This is a genomic window from Microbacterium sp., from assembly GCF_041641055.1.
GTDB lineage: Bacteria > Actinomycetota > Actinomycetes > Actinomycetales > Microbacteriaceae > Microbacterium.
The window spans coordinates 38,512-57,487 of record NZ_JBEPZB010000018.1; the positions used below are offsets into that span (position 1 = coordinate 38,512).

The 18,976-nt window shown below is 69.0% G+C and carries 19 protein-coding genes; 9 read left to right on the plus strand and 10 right to left on the minus strand.

The genetic code is table 11. The annotated features are described in order from the left end of the window. The gene (locus tag ACESK8_RS12170; protein WP_372968838.1) at positions 1 to 2,175 is read right to left on the minus strand and encodes an ATP-dependent DNA helicase RecG; all 2,175 of its coding nucleotides are present in this window, start codon (positions 2,173 to 2,175) and stop codon (positions 1 to 3) included. Between the two features lie 61 nt (positions 2,176 to 2,236). Here ACESK8_RS12170 and rsmD point away from each other — a divergent pair, with 61 nt between their 5' ends. After that, positions 2,237 to 2,836 carry a 16S rRNA (guanine(966)-N(2))-methyltransferase RsmD gene (rsmD, locus tag ACESK8_RS12175; RefSeq protein ID WP_372968839.1) on the plus strand — a complete coding sequence of 200 codons (600 nt, stop codon included), beginning with the start codon at positions 2,237 to 2,239 and terminating at the stop codon, positions 2,834 to 2,836. Here the strand turns inward: rsmD and thiL are convergent. Then, on the minus strand, positions 2,806 to 3,801 hold the full coding sequence (gene thiL, locus ACESK8_RS12180) for a thiamine-phosphate kinase (RefSeq protein WP_372968840.1): 996 nt from the start codon (positions 3,799 to 3,801) through the stop codon (positions 2,806 to 2,808). The two genes, rsmD and thiL, sit on opposite strands and share 31 nt — an antisense overlap. A 23-nt stretch (positions 3,802 to 3,824) precedes the next feature. On the opposite strand from thiL, the gene ACESK8_RS12185 reads away from it, so the two are divergent. Both ACESK8_RS12185 and ACESK8_RS12190 read left to right on the plus strand, forming a co-directional pair. Further along, positions 3,825 to 4,325 carry a DUF3515 family protein gene (locus ACESK8_RS12185; RefSeq protein WP_372968841.1) on the plus strand — a complete coding sequence of 167 codons (501 nt, stop codon included), beginning with the start codon at positions 3,825 to 3,827 and terminating at the stop codon, positions 4,323 to 4,325. 60 nt (positions 4,326 to 4,385) lie between these two features. Continuing rightward, positions 4,386 to 5,006, plus strand: a complete 621-nt coding sequence (locus tag ACESK8_RS12190) for a hypothetical protein (RefSeq protein ID WP_372968842.1) — start codon at positions 4,386 to 4,388, stop codon at positions 5,004 to 5,006. Positions 5,007 to 5,024: 18 nt separating this feature from the next. Here ACESK8_RS12190 and ACESK8_RS12195 read toward each other — a convergent pair whose 3' ends face one another. From ACESK8_RS12195 to leuC, 6 genes are all read right to left on the minus strand, one after another. After that, on the minus strand, positions 5,025 to 6,107 hold the full coding sequence (locus ACESK8_RS12195) for a D-alanine--D-alanine ligase family protein (protein WP_372968843.1): 1,083 nt from the start codon (positions 6,105 to 6,107) through the stop codon (positions 5,025 to 5,027). After that, complete coding sequence (locus ACESK8_RS12200; RefSeq protein WP_372968844.1) at positions 6,013 to 7,146, minus strand: NAD(P)H-dependent glycerol-3-phosphate dehydrogenase; 1,134 nt, start codon at positions 7,144 to 7,146, stop codon at positions 6,013 to 6,015. The genes ACESK8_RS12195 and ACESK8_RS12200 overlap by 95 nt, the downstream gene beginning before the upstream one ends. Then, on the minus strand, positions 7,136 to 7,891 hold the full coding sequence (locus tag ACESK8_RS12205; protein ID WP_372968845.1) for a lysophospholipid acyltransferase family protein: 756 nt from the start codon (positions 7,889 to 7,891) through the stop codon (positions 7,136 to 7,138). The genes ACESK8_RS12200 and ACESK8_RS12205 overlap by 11 nt, the downstream gene beginning before the upstream one ends. Positions 7,892 to 7,896: 5 nt before the next feature. Beyond that, positions 7,897 to 9,264 carry a UDP-N-acetylglucosamine 1-carboxyvinyltransferase gene (gene murA, locus ACESK8_RS12210; RefSeq protein ID WP_060925827.1) on the minus strand — a complete coding sequence of 456 codons (1,368 nt, stop codon included), beginning with the start codon at positions 9,262 to 9,264 and terminating at the stop codon, positions 7,897 to 7,899. Between the two features lie 65 nt (positions 9,265 to 9,329). Further along, on the minus strand, positions 9,330 to 9,926 hold the full coding sequence (gene leuD, locus ACESK8_RS12215; protein WP_060925826.1) for a 3-isopropylmalate dehydratase small subunit: 597 nt from the start codon (positions 9,924 to 9,926) through the stop codon (positions 9,330 to 9,332). Next, entirely contained in the window at positions 9,926 to 11,410 is a 1,485-nt protein-coding gene (leuC, locus tag ACESK8_RS12220; protein ID WP_372968846.1) for a 3-isopropylmalate dehydratase large subunit, read from the minus strand. The genes leuD and leuC overlap by 1 nt, the downstream gene beginning before the upstream one ends. 187 nt (positions 11,411 to 11,597) lie before the next feature. Between leuC and ACESK8_RS12225 the strand changes: the two genes are divergently transcribed. Further along, a complete protein-coding gene (locus ACESK8_RS12225; protein ID WP_372968847.1) occupies positions 11,598 to 12,893 on the plus strand; it encodes an O-acetylhomoserine aminocarboxypropyltransferase/cysteine synthase family protein in 1,296 nt (431 codons plus the stop codon). Continuing rightward, the gene (locus ACESK8_RS12230) at positions 12,890 to 14,203 is read left to right on the plus strand and encodes an LLM class flavin-dependent oxidoreductase (RefSeq protein ID WP_372968848.1); all 1,314 of its coding nucleotides are present in this window, start codon (positions 12,890 to 12,892) and stop codon (positions 14,201 to 14,203) included. The genes ACESK8_RS12225 and ACESK8_RS12230 overlap by 4 nt, the downstream gene beginning before the upstream one ends. Positions 14,204 to 14,214: 11 nt before the next feature. On the opposite strand, the gene ACESK8_RS12235 is transcribed toward ACESK8_RS12230, so the two are convergent. Continuing rightward, on the minus strand, positions 14,215 to 14,712 hold the full coding sequence (locus ACESK8_RS12235) for a DUF427 domain-containing protein (protein ID WP_372968849.1): 498 nt from the start codon (positions 14,710 to 14,712) through the stop codon (positions 14,215 to 14,217). 36 nt (positions 14,713 to 14,748) lie between these two features. Here ACESK8_RS12235 and ACESK8_RS12240 point away from each other — a divergent pair, with 36 nt between their 5' ends. Next, positions 14,749 to 15,342, plus strand: coding sequence for an LON peptidase substrate-binding domain-containing protein (locus ACESK8_RS12240; RefSeq protein ID WP_372968850.1), 594 nt, complete (start codon positions 14,749 to 14,751; stop codon positions 15,340 to 15,342). A 28-nt stretch (positions 15,343 to 15,370) separates the two neighbouring features. Here the strand turns inward: ACESK8_RS12240 and ACESK8_RS12245 are convergent, their stop codons facing one another. After that, complete coding sequence (locus tag ACESK8_RS12245; RefSeq protein WP_372968851.1) at positions 15,371 to 16,375, minus strand: TerC/Alx family metal homeostasis membrane protein; 1,005 nt, start codon at positions 16,373 to 16,375, stop codon at positions 15,371 to 15,373. Positions 16,376 to 16,558: 183 nt separating this feature from the next. Here ACESK8_RS12245 and ACESK8_RS12250 point away from each other — a divergent pair, with 183 nt between their 5' ends. From ACESK8_RS12250 to ACESK8_RS12260, 3 genes are read left to right on the plus strand one after another with little or no spacing between them, the layout of a single operon-like run. Further along, positions 16,559 to 17,200, plus strand: a complete 642-nt coding sequence (locus ACESK8_RS12250) for a TIGR00645 family protein (RefSeq protein ID WP_372968852.1) — start codon at positions 16,559 to 16,561, stop codon at positions 17,198 to 17,200. Between the two features lie 60 nt (positions 17,201 to 17,260). After that, positions 17,261 to 17,818, plus strand: coding sequence for an RNA polymerase sigma factor (locus tag ACESK8_RS12255; RefSeq protein ID WP_372968853.1), 558 nt, complete (start codon positions 17,261 to 17,263; stop codon positions 17,816 to 17,818). Beyond that, positions 17,815 to 18,924: a DUF4349 domain-containing protein gene (locus ACESK8_RS12260; RefSeq protein WP_372968854.1), complete on the plus strand. Its 1,110-nt coding sequence runs from the start codon at positions 17,815 to 17,817 to the stop codon at positions 18,922 to 18,924. Before ACESK8_RS12255 ends, ACESK8_RS12260 begins: the two co-directional genes overlap by 4 nt. Positions 18,925 to 18,976 lie beyond the last annotated feature (52 nt).

An 18,976-nucleotide genomic window follows, 5' to 3' on the forward strand; every position in this document is an offset into this window, starting at 1 on the left:
TCAGTTCTTCGCCAGGGCTGCGCGGTCGTCATCGCTCACCCGTCGCTCGATGGCCGACCGGAGACCCGGGTTCGACTCGAGATCGGGATCGGCGGCGAGGATGCTCTCGGCGAGCTCGCGTGCCCTGACGATGAGACCGGAGTCCTTCACGACCCGGAGGAGCTTGAGCGACGAACGCACGCCGGCTTGGGCGGCCCCCAGCACGTCGCCTTCGCCGCGCAGCTCGAGGTCGACCTCGGCCAGGGCGAAGCCGTCGAGCGTCGCAGCGACCGCATCCACGCGTTCCCGGGCCACGGAGCCGGCTTCCGCCTCGGTCACGAGAAGACAGAGACCCGGAACCCCACCTCGACCCACCCGGCCGCGCAGTTGATGCAGCTGCGAGACGCCGAACCGGTCGGCATCGAGCACGATCATCGTCGAGGCGTTCGGCACGTCCACGCCGACCTCGATCACGGTGGTCGCCAGCAGCAGATCGATCTCGCCGCGGGAGAACGCCTGCATCACCGCATCCTTCTCATCCGACGGCATCCTGCCGTGCAGCACGGCACGACGCAGCCCGCCGAGCTTCGGGTGCGTCGCGAGCGCCTCATCGAGCTGCACGACACCCCAGCGGGGACCGGACGCTCCCTCCGGCTGCAGCAGCGCGGACTCCCCCGCCTCGGCGGTCTTCTTGGTCGTGTCGATCGCCGCGCAGACCGCGAAGACCTGGCGCCCCTGCGCGATCTCCTCCGCCGCGCGCTCCCAGACACGGTTGAACCAGCCGGGATGCTCGGCCAAGGGGGCGACGAACGATTCGATGCCCGCTCGTCCCCGAGGCATCGTGCGGATGACCGAGGTGTCGAGGTCACCGAACACCGTCATGGCGACGGTGCGCGGGATCGGGGTGGCTGTGAGCACGAGCGCATGCGGACTCGACCCCTTCGCGCGCAGCGCCTCCCGCTGCTCGACCCCGAATCGATGCTGCTCGTCGACCACCACGAGCCCGAGGTCGGCGAAGGTCGTCTTCTCGCCCAGGAGCGCGTGCGTGCCGACGACGATCAGCGCCTGCCCGGACGCGACCCGCAGCGCCGCCTTGCGACGCTCGGCCGCGGGCATCTGTCCCGTCAGCAGCGTCGGCATGACGAGCGGAGCAAGCTGAGGACCGAGCATCTTCGCGATCGAGCGCAGGTGCTGACCCGCCAAGACCTCGGTCGGCGCGATCAGCGCCGCCTGTCCCCCGGACTCCGCCACCTGAAGCATCGCGCGCAACGCGACCAGCGTCTTTCCCGAGCCGACCTCGCCCTGCACGAGCCGATTCATCGGCCACGCGCCGATCAGGTCCTTCGCGACCTGATCTCCGACCGTCTGCTGGTCGGGCGTGAGCTCGTACGGCAGCGAGGCGTCGAATCGTTCGAGGAGACCGCCCGGCTTCGCGGGCCGCGGCGTCGCCGCCAGAGCCCGCACGGCGTCGCGCTGCTGCAGGAGAGCCGTCTGCAGAGTCAGCGCCTCATGCATCCGGAGGGTGCGCACTGCGGGGTCGATGTCGTTGCGGGTCTTGGGCCGATGGATCTGATCGAGCGCCTCCCGCGCCGTCAGCAGCTCCTCGCGGGCCCGCACCTCCGCAGCCAGCGGCTCCGGCACCTCGCCGAGGTCGTCGAGCACGCGCGTGATGAACTTCGCGATCTGCCACGTCTGCAGGGTCGACGTCGCCGGATAGATCGGGATGAGCACGGCAGCGCGAGCATCCGCCCGCCGACGGGCCGCGTCCTCGTCGTCGAACAGCTCGTACTCCGGATGCGCGAACTGCGTCATCCCGTTGAACTCGCCGACCTTGCCGGAGAAGACGCCCCGGCGGCCGACCGCCAGGTCCTCGGAGCGCCACTTGGCTGCCCCGAGGTTCTTCGCGAAGAAGGTGAGCGACATCTTGCCGATGCCGTCGCCGATCACGACGTCCACCATCGCGCCGCGGCGATTGCGCATCGCCCTGGCGCTGGAGGAGAGCACCTCGGCCACGATCGTCACGGTCTCGCCGAGGGGCAGCTCGCGGATGGGGGTGAGCTCCCCCGGATCGGCGTAGCGGCGCGGGTAGTGCGAGACCAGATCGCCGACGGTCTTCATGCCGAACGCGCGATCGAGGGACTTCGCGGGGGTGGCGCCCAGCGCCTCCTCGAGCGGCGAATCCAGCGTGAGCGACATGCTCCGAGTCTAGAAGGCGACGCCGACACGACGAGCTGCGGCGCTGTCGTATCGTGAACAGGTGACGAGGATCATCGCAGGACAGGCGCGCGGCGCACGACTGGACGTGCCGTCGGCCGGCACCCGACCCACCAGCGACCGCGTGCGGGAGTCCCTCTTCGGAGCCCTCGACTCCGCCGACGCGATCGTCGGCGCGCGCGTGCTCGACCTGTACGCCGGCTCGGGTGCTCTGGGCCTCGAGACCCTGAGCCGTGGGGCGTCGGCAGCTGATCTCGTCGAGCAGGGTCGCGCGGCGGCGGAGATCGTACGCAGGAATGCGGCGACGGTCGCAAAGGCCGGCGCCCCGGCAGCACGGGTCCATCAGAGCGCGGTGCGGGCGCTTCTGCAGCGGGCCACGGGTCCGTACGACCTCGTGTTCTCGGACCCGCCGTACGACCTCGACGATGCCGCGATGACCGCGGATCTCGTCGCGCTCGCGCCGCTCCTCGCACACGACGCGCTCGTCGTGATCGAACGTGCACGGCGCTCGACCCCTCCCGACCTCGCCACCGCGGGCCTGGTGCTCGTCCGCGAACGGAACTACGGCGACACGACGCTGTGGTGGGCGGAGCCCGCAGACCGCGGCGACCTTCAGCCGGACGCCGAGTCCCAGTCGCGGTAGGGATCCCAGCCCGAGGCCTCGACCGGAGCGCCGTCGAGCAGCAGAGCATCGTCTCCTCGCGCCACGACCTCGCCGATGGCGCGGAAGCCGGCCGGAGGGATGCCGGGCGGGAAGGTCGCGAGGAGGGCATGGTCCTCTCCCCCGCCGAGGGCGCGTTCGACGTTCTCCCCCAGCGCCCGGCCGTCGAGCGCGATCGTCACCTCGGATGCCGCGGCCAGCCGTCGCGCGTCGAGGGCGAGGCCGTCCGAGATGTCCATCATCGCGGTGGCTCCGGCGATCGCAGCGAACGGCCCGAGGCCGATCGGCGGCGACGGCCGCAGCTGCGCGTCGAGAGCTGCACTCTCGCCCGCGCCCAGGGCCGACCGATCGACCGGGACAGGCGTGTCGCCGTCCCGGAACCGTCCGAACAGCACCGACAGCCCGTGCGCGGCGTGGCCGAGCTCGCCGGCCACCGCCACCACATCTCCCACTCGCGCGCCGGAGCGCGTCACCGCCTGACGACCCTCGAGGTCGCCGAGTGCGGTCACGGCCACGGTGAGCACGTCCGAGACGGTGAGGTCCCCCCCGACGACCGCGCATCCGGGCGCCAATGCGGCGCACGCCTCCCGGAAGCCGTCGGCCAGGCTCTCCACGAAGGACAGGCGCAGGTCACGCGGCACGGCGAGGGCGACGAGCAGAGCGGTGGGGCGCGCTCCCATCGCCGCGATGTCGGCGAGGTTGACCGCGGCGGACTTCCAGCCGAGGTCGAATCCCGACGACCACGCCATGCGGAAGTCCGGTCCGTGCACGAGGGTGTCGGTCGTCGCGACCACCGACCCCGACGGAGCGGCGATCACGGCGGCGTCGTCTCCCGGTCCGATCACGGTGTGCGCACCGCGTGCCGTGCGGTTCAGGATCGCTCGCAGGATCTCGCCCTCGGAGAGGTCGCCGAGGCGCGGATCATCGTCGCGAGGTCGGGAGTGCATGCAGTCAAAGGTAGCCTGGAAGCATGCCCCGCTTCCGCCTCCTCGCCGTCGCCGCGGGCGCTCTGACCCTCGCCGCAGCCCTCGCGGGCTGCTCGACGACCGTGCACCTCGAACCTGCCGACGACGCCAATGATCCCGCGTGCGCCGAGGTGTCCGTGCTGCTGCCCGACTCCGTCGTCGACCTCGACCGGGTCTGGACCGACGCCCAGGCGACCGGCGCCTGGGGCGACCCGACCGTCGTCCTGCGGTGCGGCGTCGAACCTCCGGCTCCCTCGACCGAGGTGTGCACCACGATCGGCGGGGTCGACTGGCTCGTCCTCGATCAGGAGGAGGCGCGCCAGCGGCTCGTGACGTACGGCCGCGAGCCTGCGATCGAGGTCGTCATCCGACGCGGTGAGGAGATCGACTTCCGCACGGTCGTCGAGAAGCTCTCGACCAGCATCCAGTCCGGTCTCGCCCCCGCCACGGCGCACTGCACCGATCGAGTGCCGACGGCGACCGAGCCGCCGACCGAGGAAGGCTGAGAGCGCGCCGACAGCACTGTCGGCTCGACCCTCTTCGCGAAGCCCCTCTAGACTCGCGGCATGAACCGCACCCCCGCAGGCAGAGTGTCCGTCGTCGCAGCGATCATGGTCGGAGCGGGAGCGCTGCTCAGCGGCATCCTCGGCTACCTCTTCCTGCTGTGGGGAGTGCCGAACGTGCCGCGGCTGTTCATCCTGCAGGATCCGATCGGCTTCGCTCTGCGTCCGAACGCTCTCCCGCTCGCCGTCGTGGCGATGCTGCTGGCCCTCGTCGTCCTGATCGGGCTCACCTGGCTCTTCGTCCGACTCGTCGTGCGCGGCGCGCTGCCGGGGCGCGGATCCGCCGTCTTCTTCGGCACCTGGGGTGCTGTGGTCGTCGCGTCCTGCATCGCCGGCCTGGTGCGGGCGCCGCTCGCCGTCGCTGCGCTGGGAATCCCGGCAGAGCAGTCCGAGATCCTCATGATCCAGACGTTCCAGGCCGTGACCGCGAGCGCGTCATGGGGGCTCACCTGGGGATGGCTGACTGCCCTGGTCGCCGCGCTGATCCACCGTTCCGCGCCCGCCGCGGCCCCGGTCGAAGCCGGGGTGACGAGCGCCGGGTCGGACTACTCGGCGCCGGGGGCGACGACGTACCCGCCGCAGCAGACGTCAGCGGACACGACATACCCGCCGCAGGTCGGCTGACGATCGCCCGGCACGCGATCAGCGCCGAAGCCCCGCCTCGATCAGCTCCGAGATCAGGTCGCCGTAGCTGAGACCGGACGCGACCCAGCACTTCGGGAACATCGAGATCGGCGTGAAACCGGGCATGGTGTTGAGCTCGTTGACGACGAGCTCCCCGCTCGGGGTGAGGAACATGTCGACCCTTGCCAGTCCACGCCCGTCTACCGCCTCGAACGCGCGGACCCCGGCATCCTGGATCGCCGCGACCTCGTGCTGCTCCAGCTCTGCAGGGCACACGACGTCCACGCCGTCGCCACCGAGGTACTTGCCCTCGAAGTCGTAGAAGCCGCGTGAGGTGAGCACGATCTCGCCGGGCAGCGACGCCCGGACGCCGTCGACGCCCTCGAGCACCGCGACCTCGATCTCGCGGCCGGACACGCCGACCTCGATCAGCACCTTGTCGTCCTCGGCGAACGCGATCGCGAGAGCCGCGTCGAGTTCGTCGGCCTTCTCGACCTTCGACACCCCGACACTCGACCCCGCACGGGCCGGCTTGACGAACAACGGCAGGCCGAGCTCGGCCGCGGAGGCCCGCACCGCCTCGGCATCCTGGCTCCACTGGCGAGCACGCACGGTGATCCACGGCGCCACCGCGATACCCGCGGCCTGCAGCGCGATCTTCATGAAGTGCTTGTCCATGCAGAGGGCGGAGTCGAGCACCCCGCCGCCGGCGTAGGGCACCTCGAGCGTGTCGAAGTACCCCTGGATCGTGCCGTCCTCGCCATGCGGTCCGTGCAGGATCGGCAGCACGATGTCGATCTCGCCCAGACCCTCCGTCGTCCCATCAGGACGCACGACGCGCAGCGTGCGGTCGCCACCCGGCTCCGGCCACAGCACCCTGGTGCCGTTGTCGGCGACCTCGGGCAGGTGTGCGGCGTCGAGCGGGAACTTCGCGGGATCGTCGTCCTCGAGGACGAACGCGCCCTCACGCGTGATCCCGACGGGGATCACCGCATAGCGGTCGCGATCAATCGCGCCCAGCACCCCGCCCGCCGTTGCGGAACTGATCGAATGCTCGCTGGAGCGCCCTCCGAAGAGCACCACCACCGTCTGCTTGTCCATGGTTGGTCCTCTCACCCTGCGGGGTGTCGTCGTCCGTCGTCAGGTGGGGTGCGATGTCGCGCGGATTCATCTTGCCGTCGAGCACCATCTTCACCTGCTCGACGATGGGCATGTGCACTTCGGACTCGCGCGCGAGCTGCAGGACGGGGGCCACGGACGCGAGGCCCTCGGCGGTCTGCTGCATCTGCTTGACGACGTCCTGGAAGCTGTACCCCTGACCGAGCAGGCGCCCGGCGGTGTTGTTGCGGCTGAGCGGCGACTGGCAGGTGGCGATCAGGTCGCCGAGTCCTGCGAGCCCCTGGAGGGTCTCGGGGTGCGCGCCGTTGGCCACGGCGAAGTCCGTCATCTCCACGAGCCCTCTGGTGATGATCGATGCCTTGGTGTTCTCGCCGTACCCGACGCCGTCGACGATGCCGATCGCCACGGCGATGAGGTTCTTCAGCACTCCGCCGAACTCCGTGCCGATCACATCGGTGTTCACGAACGTGCGGAAGTAGCTGTTGCGTGCAGCACGCGCGACCTCCTCGGCGGTCTCCCTGCTGCGCGAGGAGATGACGGCCGCCGTCGGCTGCTCGCGGGCGATCTCGAGCGCGAGGTTAGGTCCTGAGGCGACGGCGATCCGATCGGGATCGCAGCGCAGCTCCTGCTCGATCACCTGACTCATGCGGAGTCCGCTGGTGCGTTCGACGCCCTTCATCAGGCTGACGATCTTGGCCTCGTTGTCGGCGAGCAGGGGACGCAGAGCCTTGAGGTTCTCGCGGAGCGACTGGCTCGGCACCGACAGGTAGACCTGGTCGACATCGCGCAGAGCGATCGCCAGCTCGTGAGTCGCCGCCATCGTGCGCGGCAGGTTTATGCCTGGCAGATAGCGGGAGTTGCGCTTGGCTTCATCGATCTCGTGCGCGAGCTCGGCGCGGCGGGCCCACATCATGACCTGCGCGCCGCCGTCGGCGAGGATCTTCCCGAAGGTCGTGCCCCAGCTGCCGGCACCGATGACCGCGACGCGAGGGCCGGCGGGTTCGTTGCGCTTAGGAGTCAAGGCGACCCGTCTCCTTCTGTCCGTGTGCGGACGGGTTCCAGCGCTCCGCGGGAGCCTTCTCGTCACGCAGGTCCTCGAGCAGTGCGGTGATCGCGTTCATCAGCCGATCGGTGGCCTCGTTGAGCGCCGACGCCTCGCCGGCGCGCCCCCGGAGGTCCGACACGTCGACCGGATCTCCGATGACGACGTCCACGGGCTTGCGCAGCGGCCAGAGGCTCAGACCCTTCTGGTAGCGACCCATGATCTCCTGAGTGCCCCAGTGCGCCATCGGGATGAGCGGGATGCCGTCGGCCAACGCGAGACGGACCGCGCCGGACTTGCCGCGCATCGGCCACATGTCCGGATCCCTGGTCAGCGTGCCTTCCGGATACACGATCACGCCGCGCCCGTGCTTCACCAATTCCGCCGACTGCGTGAGGGTCTGCTTCGCTGCGGATGCCGATGAGGAGCGCGCGACGGGGATCATGCCGGTGCTGCGCAGAACCCACCCGAGCACGGGCACCTTGAAGAGGCTCTCCTTGGCCATGAAGCGCGGCGCCCGGCCGATGCGCCACACCGCGAGGGCGACCACGAGCGGGTCGAACTCGGAGTAGTGGTTCGGTGCGAGCACGAAGGCACCTTCACGCGGCAGCTTCTCGCTGCCCCTGATGCGGAGCTTCGCGAGCAGCGAGATCAGCGGAACGGCGATCGCCGCGACCGGCCAGAACGCGCTGGGCCGCGTGGTCTCCGTCGAACGGGAACCCATCGCGCTCACCCGAGGACGTCGAAGTCGGCACCCACGGCGTCGAGCTTGGCGAGGAACTTCTCGTAGCCCCTGCTGAGGATGTCGACGCCCGACACCTTCGACTCGCCCTCGGCGGTCAGCGCCGCGATCACGTGGCTGTATCCACCACGCAGGTCGGGCACGACGATGTCTGCGGCGTGCAGCGGGGTGGGACCGGTGATGACGGCCGCCTGCTCGAGGTCGCGGCGCGGGACGCGGCGCGGTCCGTCCTGCAGGCCGCGCGGGTGCACGACGATGTCCGCGCCCATCTTGACCAGCGCCTCGGTGAAGCCCAGGCGGTTCTCGTAGACGGTCTCGTGGACCACGGACCGGCCATTGGCCTGCGTCAGCGCCACGACGAGCGGCTGCTGCCAGTCGGTCATGAACCCGGGGTGCACGTCGGTCTCGACGACGACGGGCTTGAGCTCGCCGTCGCGGCGGAAGAGGATGCCGTCCTCCTGGATGTCGAACCAGCCGCCGGCCTTGCGGAAGATGTTGAGGAAGGTCAGCATCTCCTGCTGCTTCGCTCCGCCGACGAAGATCTCGCCGTCGGTCGCCAGCGCGGCGGAGGCCCAGGAGGCCGCCTCGTTGCGGTCGAAGATCGAGCGGTGGTCGTAGCCGCGCAGCTTCTCGACACCCTCGATGAGGATGACGCGATTCGGCTCGTAGCTGATGATCGCGCCCATCTTCTGCAGCACCGCGATCAGATCCATGATCTCGGGCTCGATGGCGGCGTTGCGCAGCTCGGTGGTGCCCTCTGCGCGCACGGCCGTCAGCAGCACCTGCTCGGTGGCGCCCACGCTCGGGTACGGCAGGTGGATGTTGGCGCCGTGCAGACGAGCACCGCCGGTGGAGAGGCGGATGCCGCTCGGCAGCTTCTCGACGATCGCTCCGAACTTGCGCAGTGCGTCGAGGTGGAAGTCGATGGGGCGATCGCCGATGCGGCAGCCGCCGAGGTCGGGGATGAAGGCCTGTCCGAGACGGTGCAGCAGCGGCCCGCAGAACAGGATCGGGATGCGGGAGGCACCGGCGTGGGCGTCGATCTCCTCGAAGTGAGCGGATTCGACGTCGCTGGGGTCGAAGACGAGAGCACCCGGCTCGTCGCCGTCGGACACGCGCACGCCGTGCACCTCGAGCAGCGACCGCACGACCGCGACATCGCTGATGGCCGGCACGTCACGCAGGACGCTGACCGTCTCGCCGAGCAGCGAGGCCACCATCGCCTTGGTCGCGAGGTTCTTCGCGCCCTTGACGTCGACGCGCCCGCGCAGCGGGCGTCCGCCTCGAATGGCGAGGACGTCTCCGGTGAGAGGGGGAACTCCGTCCGGAAGAGCGTCGCGCACAGGTGTCGTCATTCGGAGCCTCACTTCGTTCAACGGATTTCGGGGCGGGGTCGCCCTCGGCTCCCCCACCCCGTCGTTCACTGAACGGGAAGGGTACGGGGCCGCCACGACTCGCGACGGGCCTCGAACTGCGCGATCTTGTCTTCGTTGCGCAGCGTGAGCCCGATGTCATCGAGCCCTTCGAGGAGCCGCCATCTAGTGTAATCGTCGATCCCGATGTCGGCCTGGACGTCGCCGATCGAGGCGGTTCGCGCCTCGAGGTCGACCGTGATCGAAACCCCGGGATTCCGGTCGATCTCGGCCCAGATGCGCTCCAGATCCTCGTCCGACACGGTCGCGGCGAGCAGACCCTGCTTGCCCGAGTTGCCGCGGAAGATGTCTGCGAACCGGGGACTCAGGACGACCGAGAAGCCGAAGTCGCGCAGCGCCCAGACGGCGTGCTCGCGGCTCGATCCGGTGCCGAAGTCCGGGCCGGCGACGAGGACGGACGCGCCCTGGAACGCGGGCTGGTTGAGCACGAAGTCGGGATCCTGCCGCCAGCCGTGGAACAGAGCGTCCTCGAAGCCCGTCTTCGTGACCCGCTTGAGGAACACGGCAGGGATGATCTGGTCGGTGTCGACGTTCGAGCGCTTGAGAGGAGCGGCGATGCCGGTGTGGGTGCGGAACTTCTCCATCAGACGGCTCCGTTCGTCGCTGCGGCGGGGACGGTCGCAGAGACCGCCTCGACCAGGTCGCCGGGGCTGGACAGGGTGCCGCGGATCGCGGTCGCCGCGGCGACGAGCGGCGACACGAGGTGCGTGCGGCCGCCCTTGCCCTGTCGGCCTTCGAAGTTGCGGTTGGAGGTCGAGGCGCACCGCTCACCGGGGGCGAGCTGGTCAGGGTTCATACCCAGGCACATGGAGCATCCGGCGAAGCGCCATTCGGCACCGAAGTCCTTGATGACCTGGTCCAGTCCTTCCGCCTCCGCCTCCAGCCTGACTCTGGCGGAGCCGGGCACCACCATGACGCGGACGCCGTCCGCCTTCTTCCTGCCCTTGATGATCGAGGCGAAAGCGCGCAGATCCTCGATGCGGCTGTTGGTGCAGGAGCCCATGAAGACGGCGTCGACCGGAACGTCCTTCAACGGGGTGCCGGGAGTCAGGTCCATGTACTCCAACGCGCGCTCGGCCGCGACGCGCTCACTGGCGTCCGCGATGTCGGCGGGGTCGGGCACAGAGGCCGACAGCGAGCTGCCCTGACCCGGGTTGGTCCCCCAGGTCACGAACGGCTCCAGCTCGTCGGCGTCGATGAAGACCTCCGCGTCGAAGGCGGCTCCCTCGTCGGTGGGGAGAGTGCGCCAGTAGGCGACGGCGTCGTCCCAGTCCTGGCCCTTCGGCGCGTGCGGGCGGCCCTTGAGGTACTCGAAGGTGACCTCGTCCGGGGCGACCATCCCCGCGCGGGCACCGGCCTCGATCGACATGTTGCAGATCGTCATCCGGCCCTCCATCGACAGGGCGCGGATCGCGCTGCCGCGGAACTCCAGGACGTATCCCTGGCCGCCTCCGGTGGTGATCTTCGCGATCACCGCAAGGATGATGTCCTTCGCGGTGACGCCGGGGCGCAGCGTGCCCTCGACGGTGATCGCCATCGTCTTGAAGGGCTTCAGGGGCAGCGTCTGGGTGGCCATGACGTGCTCGACCTCGCTGGTGCCGATGCCGAACGCCATCGCCCCGAACGCGCCATGGGTCGAGGTGTGCGAATCACCGCAGACCACGGTGATGCCCGGCATCGTGAGGCCGAGCTGTGGACCCACGACGTGCACGATGCCCTGCTCGGCGTCGCCGAGCGAATGCAGACGCACCCCGAACTCCTCGGCGTTGCGCCGGAGGGTCTCGATCTGCGTCCGGCTGGTCAGGTCGGCGATCGGCTTGTCGATGTCCCAGGTCGGGGTGTTGTGATCCTCGGTGGCGATCGTCAGATCGAGCCGACGCAGCGGTCGCCCTTCGGCGCGGAGGCCGTCGAAGGCCTGCGGGCTGGTGACCTCATGCACGAGGTGCAGATCGATGTAGATCAGGTCCGGCTCGCCGTTCTCGCCCTTGACGACCAGATGGTCGTCCCAGACCTTCTCGGCGAGGGTGCGGGGCCGTGCGGGAACAGAGTCTGCTGTGAGGGTGTTCATTGCTTATCTCCTGAAGCTGGCGGTTCGGCCCACAGTGGACTCCGCGACGAGGAGGGGCTCAGAACGAGGTCTCGTCGCGGCCGCTAAGAAGGAGCACGATCCGCATGACGTCAGATTACCACCGCTTCAGCGGGGCGAGTCGCCGCGTGACACGCTGAGGTCACCCGCATCCTCGAGAGGTTCCCGAATGACCGTCGACTCCCCCGGTTTCGCCACCACAGCGGTGCACGCCGCCCGGAATCAGGGCTCCGCGTCGTCGCGAGCGACCCCGATCTACCTCACGGCCGGCTTCGAGTTCGACGACTTCGACCACGCGGCCGAGCACTTCGGCACCGGAGCAGGGTTCGGCTACACGCGTACCGGCAACCCCACGGTGCGCGCGGTGGAGCGACAGCTCGCCGCACTCGAATCCGCCGCGGACGCCGTGCTCGTCGCGAGCGGTCAGGCGGCCGTCGTCACTGCGCTGCTGACCGTGGCAGGAGCGGGCGACCACATCGTCTCCTCCACCCACATCTACGAGGGGACGCGCGGCCTCCTCCTCGACAACCTCGCCCGCCTGGGGATCGAGACGACCTTCATCGACGACATCGCCGACCCGGATGCCTGGCGGCAGGCGATCCGTCCGGACACGAGAGCACTGTTCGGCGAGTCGATCGCCAACGCCCGCAACGACATCCTCGACATCGCCGCGGTGAGCGCTGTCGCCGACGAGTTCGCGATCCCGCTGATCGTCGACAACACTCTGGCGACGCCGTACCTGCTGCGTCCCCTCGAGCACGGAGCCGCGATGGTCGTGCACTCCGCCTCGAAGTTCCTCGCGGGGCACGGTTCGGTGCTCGGCGGCGTGATCGCCGACGACGGGCGGTTCGACGCTGCCACCGCAGGTCACAACGCGCCGCACCTCGTGCTCCCGGGCCGCGGCGGCGTGCCGAGCGTGGCGGCGCGACACGGCGGGGCCGCACGCATCGCCTACGCCCGTGAGTCCGTGGCGCCGCGCTTCGGTGCCTCCCCCTCTCCCCTCAACGCCTTCCTCATCGGTCAGGGCGCCGAGACACTGGGACTGCGGGTAGAGCGCCAGTCGCGCAACGCGCTCGAGATCGCCCGGTGGCTGTCGTCGCAGGACGCGGTGGAGAGCGTGGACTACGTGGGCCTCGAGAGCCATCCCGACCATCGCCTCGCAGCGACCTACCTCCGTGGCGGATACGGCTCGATTTTCACCTTCACCCTTCGAGGCGGCCTCGACGCCGCTCGCGACTTCGTCGAGGGGGTGGAGGTCTTCACCCACATGACCCATATCGGAGACGTCCGGTCACTGGTGCTGCATCCGGGCACGACCAGCCACTCGCATCGGACGCCGGAAGAGCGCGCTGTGCTCGGAATCCGCCCCGGCACACTGCGTCTCTCGATCGGGATCGAGGACGTCGCCGACCTCCTCGGCGATCTGAGCCGCGTGCTGGAACGCGCACGGGAGGCCGTCCTATGAGCACACCGCAGCACTTCGGCTGGTTCCTCGCCCGGGGTTTCGGTCCGCAGGGCTGGGGCTACCCCTCGCTGGACTGGGACTACGACTGGACCCGTCCTGAGATCTACCAGGAGGCCGCGCGCACCCTGGAGCAGGCGGGCTTCGACCTCGTCATCATCGAGGACGCCCCCTCCCTCGGATCCGCCGACACGATCGACCTGCGCGTGCGGCACGCCTTCGGGGGCCCGAAGCACGACCCGCTGCTGCTCGCGCCCTATCTCTTCCAGGCGACCCGTCACCTCGGGGTGGTGCCGACGGTCAACCCCGCGGCCTCCCTTCCCTATACGGCGGCGCGACAGTTCTCCACGCTGCAGCACCTGAGCGGCCACCGCCTCGGACTCAACGTGGTCACCGACACCGGGAGCGCCAGGCACTTCTCCGACTCGGCGCAGCTCGGACACGACGCGGCCTACGACCGCGCGGAGGAGTGGCTCACCGGCATCCGCTCCCTCTGGCGCAGCTGGGAGGAGGGCGCTCTCGTTCGCGACCGCGACACGGGCGTCTTCGCCGACGGCTCCAAGCTGCAGCCCGTGCGGCACCGAGGCGCCCACTTCGCGTTCGACGGGCCTCTCAACGCCATCCCCTTCACAGACGGCGAACCTGCGATCGTCTCCCCCGGTGGCTCCGGACGCGGACTCGGCTTCGCAGGCGCGCACTCCGACGTCCAGCTCGCGCTCGCCCCTCTGCACGAGGCGTCGGTGCGCGCGTACCGCGCGAAGATCCACGACGCCGCGATCGCCGCCGGCCGCTCCCCTGCAGACATCAAGATCCTCTTCGCCATCCAGCCCGTGATCACCTCGTCGGCGGAGGAAGCGGATCGGATCGTCGCCGCATCCGCGCATCCCGACGACGCCGCCCTCGTGCAGATCGCCCGCAAGCAGTCCAGCGACCTCGAGACCGACCTGACCTCGCTCGACCTCGATCGGCCGCTCGACCTCTCGATCTTCGGGGATCACGTGTCTCGTGGCAGCATCCAGCGCCTGATCGGGGACCGCGGCGAGTCGGCGCCCCTGCGGGCACACCTCACGGCACTCGCCCGGACCGGCCGCATCACCGACCGCTCCGGCTTCGTCGGCACGGCGGAGGAGTTCGCCGACCTGATCGAGGAGCTCGGGGAATGGGGCAACGACGGCGTGCTGCTGTGGGGAGACTTCCACCCGGTGACGCTGCACCGCACACTCGACGAGCTCGTTCCCGTGCTGCGGCGCCGAGGAATCCTCCGTCGCGAGCACGTCGAGGGCGGCCTCCAGGCCAATCTCCGCGCGTTCTGAGCGGCCCCCGCTCACCAGCCCATCGAACCGGGGACGCCCTTGAAGGGCCCCGCGACCGACGACGTGACCCAGCCGCCGTAGAACCCGCCGGGCTGCGGCACCACGACCTCATCGCCGACGGTGCACTCGTCCATCGGCCCTGCGTACACCGCCACTCGGTCGGCCAGCATCTCGAAGCCCGGTGACGGCTGCGGGTAGTTACATGCGGCCCCGGCGGCGACGATCCCCCCGCCTCGTACGTCGAGGTAGCGCGCGGCGCCCTTGAACTCGCAGAACGACGACCCTGTCGCATCCGCGAGCGCTCCGTCGACGAAGTCGGCGATCGGAAGGTAGTACACCGGAGGATGACTCGTCTCGAGCACCCGCACCGCGTCCGTGGTGTCAGCGACGATCTCGCCGCCGAGACGGATGGTGAGGCGTTCGGGAACTCGCTCGACCCGCGGCGGCCGTGGGTAGTCCCAGACGGATTCCTGGTCGGCAACGGGAACATCGGGCACGGGTCTGCGCATCTGTTCACTGTACGTCGCGCGGTGTTGACTGGGGTCATGACCGCAATACCGATGTTCCCGCTCGGGTCGGTGCTCTTCCCGTACACCCCGCTGCTGTTGCGCGTCTTCGAGCCTCGCTACCTCACGATGATCGGTCGTCTGCTCGACGAGGAGGACCCGGAGTTCGGCGTCGTGCTCATCGAGCGCGGTCCCGAAGTCGGCGGCGGCGACCGGCGCAGCGGTCTCGGCACGATGGCGAGGCTGGTGAGCGTGTCTCCCGACGCCGAGATGCTGCACATCGTCGCGGTCGGCACGTCGCGCGTCACCATCGAGGAATGGGTCGACGATGCGCCCTATCCCCGTGCTGAGGTCACCCCTCTTCCCGAGCTGATCTGGCACGACGCGCTCACCCCTCTGCGAACAGAGGCCGAGGCGATCGTCCGGCGTGTCCTCGCGCGCGCGGACTCCCGCTGGGAGGCCGATACGGAGCTGTCCGACGACCCGCTCGCAGCCGCGTGGCAGCTCGCCGCGATCGCACCGCTCGGCGAGTACGACCGCTACACGCTCCTGCAGTCGACCAGCGTCGGTGCACTGCTCGGCCAGGTCATCGACCTGACCCTGGAAGCCGAATCCCTGTGGTCGGCAGGCTGATGTCAGTCGACTGAGATCGCGCCGGCCCTCACTCGACCGTCGGACTGATGCGCTGTGCGCGCTTCTCCCGCGACGAGGCGATCAGGCTCGCGATGGTCGCGACACCCATCGACACGACGATGACGCCGAGCGACACCATGTTGTCGATGTCCGGCACCCACTCGACGTGCTCGCCGCCGTTGATGAACGGCAGCTCGTTCTCGTGCAGGGCGTGCAGGATCAGCTTCACACCGATGAACCCGAGGATCACGGCGATGCCGTAGTGGAGGTAGCGGAGGCGGTCGAGCAGGTCGCCGAGCAGGAAGTACAGCTGACGGAGCCCCATCAGCGCGAAGATGTTCGCGGCGAAGACGAGGAACCCGTTGGTGGTGATCTCGAAGATCGCGGGGATCGAGTCGATCGCGAAGATCAGGTCGGTGACGCCGATCGTGATGAACACGATCACCATGGGCGTCCACATGCGCTTGCCGTCGACGGTGGTGCGGAGCTTCGACCCGTCGTACTCCTCGCTGATGTCGATGCGACGGCGAAGAAGTCGCACCACGAAGTTCTCGCGCTGCACCTCTCCCTCGTGATCGCCCTCCGGCATCGCCTGGCGGATGGCCGTCCAGATGAGGAAGGCGCCGAAGATGTAGAAGATCGGCGAGAAGTGCTCGACGATCGTCACGCCGACGAGGATGAAGGCGCCGCGAAGGATCAGGGCGATGATGATGCCGACCATGAGCACCTGCTGCTGCAGGCGCCGAGGCACGGCGAACTGAGCCATGATCAGCACGAAGACGAACAGGTTGTCGATCGAGAGGCTGTACTCGAGCGCCCATCCCGTGATGAAGTCGCCCGCGTTGCGCCACCCGGCCACATTGCCCAGGAGGACAGCGAAGAGCAGGGCGAGTCCCACGTAGAACACCACCCAGAGCGTGGACTCCTTGGTGGACGGGATGTGCGGACGGAGGCGGATGAGCAGCAGGTCGCCGATCAGGATGATCGTGAGGACGACCATCGAGGTGATCTCGAACCAGACAGGGATTGCCAAGGGTGCACTGCACCTTTCGGGAGGGGTCGGAAGAACGCCGAAAGTCTCTCCCACGCACAGAGTGCGCCGCACGACCGGAGCAGCGATGTCGATGCTCGTGATGACGGTGGATGCGCTTGCGGGATACTCCCCTTCGCGACACCGATTCTAGCGGAGCGGATGCGGCATGGTGGAATGGTCGGCGTGACATCGACCTCGCGCCCCGACACGGCATCCTCCGTCATCGCTCCGCTCGACACCCCTCCCCGCAATCCCTGGGCACGCTCCATCGGATCTCTCATCTTCGTGAGCCGGTGGTTGCAGGCTCCCCTCTACATCGGCCTGATCGTGGCGCAGCTCGTCTACGTGGTCGTCTTCATGGTGGAGCTGTGGCACCTCATCGACGGCGTCATCCACGACATCTCGCATCTCGACGAGGCGGTGATCATGCTCGCGGTGCTGGGCCTGATCGACGTCGTGATGATCGCCAACCTGCTCATCATGGTCATCATCGGCGGGTACGAGACCTTCGTGTCACGCATCAATGTCGACGGCCACCCCGACCAGCCCGAGTGGCTCTCCCATGTGAACGCCAACGTCCTCAAGGTCAAACTGGCGATGGCGATCATCGGCATCTCCTCGATCCACCTCCTCAAGACCTTCATCGAGGTCGGCGGCATGAGCGAGCGCGGCATCAGCACCGACGGCGAGAAGTACACCCCGACCGGGGTCCTCTGGCAGGTCGTCATCCACATGGTGTTCATCGTGTCCGCCGTCGCTCTCGCCTGGATCGACCGCATGTCTCAGCAGACCCTCGCCAAGGCGCACGCTCAGCCGACGCACTGATCTGAGACGATGGGGCATCCCTCGACACTTCCCAGGTGAGAGACACCGAACGGAATCAGGATGCCCGTGCAGACGAGTGATCAGAGATGGGCGGCCCAGGCCGCGGCCGGTGACCAGAGCGCCTTCCGCGAGCTGTACCGCGCGCACGTCCGACCGGTCTACTGGATCGCCCACAGCATCCTCGGCTCGGCCGCGGATGCTGAGGACGTGACTCAGGAGACCTTCGTCACCGCGTGGCGGAAGCTGACCGGGTTCGAGCTGCAGGGTGAGTCGATCCTGCCCTGGCTCGCGACGATCTGTCGTTTCCAGGCTGCGAACCGGCTGCGTCAGCGTCGGCGGGATCTGGCGCACACGACGGATGCCGCAGAGGAGACCCTCGCCTCGACGATCAGCGTCGAGGAGCAGGTCATCACTGCGGCCCTGGCGACGCGGATCGCCGCCGAGGTGGGCACGCTCAGCGAGCTCGACCAGGAGATCTTCCGTCTGTGCGCCGCCGAGGGCTATGCCTATCAGGCGGCCGCCGATGAACTCGGCGTGAGTCACGCGATCGTCCGGAACCGTCTCTCCCGAGTGCGCACCCGACTGCGCGGTGCCGTCAAGGAAGCGAGCGAGGCATGAACGACGACAGCACGACAGACGACCTTCCCGAACTCTCCGACGCCGCTGTGTCGCGCATCGAGCGAGCGGTGTTCACCGAGATCGCCGCCGAGCGTCCGCGCACGGCGCCAGCCGCATCCGCCGCCCGACCGCGCCGGCGCCGGTGGCTCACCGGCGCCGGGATCGCCGCGGCGTTCGTCGTCGGAGTGCTCGTGACACCGCCGATCCTCACGGCGGTCGACGGAGGCGGCGCGATGAGCACCGCCGAGAGCGGAGACATGCCGGCGAATGGAGTCGCTCAGGACTCCGGTGGCGGGTCGGCGGACCAGAGCGCACCGGGGGCGATCACCGATTCCACAGAATCCGGCGCTGTCGCGGGCGACGTGGGCGACAGCGAGCGCGAGATCATCGCGACGGCAGCAGCCACCGTGCAGGTCGAGGACATCTCCGATGCCGCGTCCGAGATCGGCGCGCTCGCGGCCGCACATGACGGCTACGTCGAGAGCACCGAGATCGGCAAGGACCTCGCGGTCGACGACACGTCGGCACCCGCTCCCTCGAACTCCGGTTACGGCTGGATCAGCATCCGGGTGCCGTCGGCCGACCTCACCGAGGTCATCGACCGACTCTCCGACACGGGTGAGGTGCTCTCCTCGTCCGTGTCCCAGCAGGACGTCACGTCGACGGCGATCGATCTGCGCGCCAGGGTCGAGGCGACGAAGGCATCCGTCACGCGACTCACGGAGCTGATGTCGCAGACCGGCACCGTCGCGGAGCTCATCGAGGCGGAGGTCGCCCTCACCGATCGCCAGGCCCAGCTCGAGTCGTACGAGCAGCAGCTCGCGGCGCTCGAAGACCAGGTGGCGATGTCGAGCCTGCAGGTCGAGCTGACGCGCGCCGCGGCGCCGAGCACCGCAGATCCCGCGGGGTTCGGAGACGGGCTGCTCGCCGGGTGGAACGGTCTCGTGGTGTCGCTGAACGCCGTGGTCATCGCCGTCGGGTTCCTGCTCCCCTGGATCGCGCTGGTCGGGCTGGTCCTCGTGGGGGTCTGGGCGGTCCGTCGGTCCCGCCGCAACCGTCGCGCCAGGTCGCAGCAGGCCGCATCAGACGGTTCCGTGAACGACTGATCGAGAAGATCCGCGAGGTGCTGCTCGCCAGGTGAGGGGGCAGCACTTCGCT